Source organism: Psychroserpens damuponensis (genome assembly GCF_000826655.1).
Lineage (GTDB): Bacteria > Bacteroidota > Bacteroidia > Flavobacteriales > Flavobacteriaceae > Psychroserpens > Psychroserpens damuponensis.
Genome location: NZ_JXJO01000050.1, coordinates 1 through 893, shown reverse-complemented (window position 1 = coordinate 893; position 893 = coordinate 1). Strand labels below are relative to the sequence as shown.

Genomic DNA, 893 nt, shown 5'->3' with positions numbered 1-893 from the left:
ACAAAGTGATGTTCTCATATGGTTATCGAGTTTATATCCCATAATTTGCTTAGAATAGGCGTCTGTGATCAGAGCTAGGTAATTATGCCCATATTGGGTTTTAATATAAGTTATATCGCTTACCCAAAGTTGTTCTGGTCGAGTGGGCACGTGGTCTTTTACCAGATTTTTATATTTCTTGTACATATGATTAGAGTTTGTTGTTGTGATGTAATTTTTAGTTTTAGGAATCAAAAGATTATTTAGTCTTAGGAAACGATAGAATTTATCTCTTCCTATTTTAATATCCGCATCAATAAAGTCTTGTTTGAGTTCCGTGTGTAGTTTAATGCCACCAGTTTTCGAGCCTACTTGTTTGCGGTAGTCTTTAACCATTTTGATCATTTTTTGATGATCTATTTCTTTTTTTTGTTGTGTTTTGATTCTTTTGTAGAAGGCTTGTTTAGATATCCCAAAACATTCATAGAGCCATTTTCTTTTATACGCTGTTTTTTCTTTAGCTCTATCTCTTTTGCTAATGTTTTGGGTAATGACTTTTTTGACATATCAACGCCTGTAATCAGTTCCATATCAGCGATAATGTCTTGTTGGAAGTCTTTTTGAAACTCAAGTTCTTCAATTTTTTCCTTTAACTTTTTAATTTCATCGTTTTTACTCATACCAGTATTTTGTTGTACTAAGGTACTGTATTTTCTTAACCAATAGGCAATAGTTGTTCTGGGAACATCATATTTTTTAGAAGCTTGGTTGTTGGATATCTGACCATTTAAGATTTGGTCAACGACTAAAAGTTTAGTCTCTAAAGTTGCTTTTTGGTAGCTTTTTTTTCGCCAGTGTTCATTTTGTGTTTTCATAAGTGACTATAATTAAAGGTTTAATTTTTAGTCAACCTA

Annotated in this window: 2 protein-coding genes; both read right to left on the bottom strand. The window is 31.8% G+C overall.

Annotation, left to right across the window (positions count from 1 at the left end; translation table 11 throughout):
* The coding region (locus TD29_RS17200) for a DDE-type integrase/transposase/recombinase (protein ID WP_040282695.1) at positions 1-375 on the bottom strand (375 nt) is incomplete at its 3' end.
* Positions 376-395: 20 nt separating this feature from the next.
* Positions 396-854 carry a helix-turn-helix domain-containing protein gene (locus TD29_RS17195; protein ID WP_040282693.1) on the bottom strand — a complete coding sequence of 153 codons (459 nt, stop codon included), beginning with the start codon at positions 852-854 and terminating at the stop codon, positions 396-398.
* Positions 855-893 lie beyond the last annotated feature (39 nt).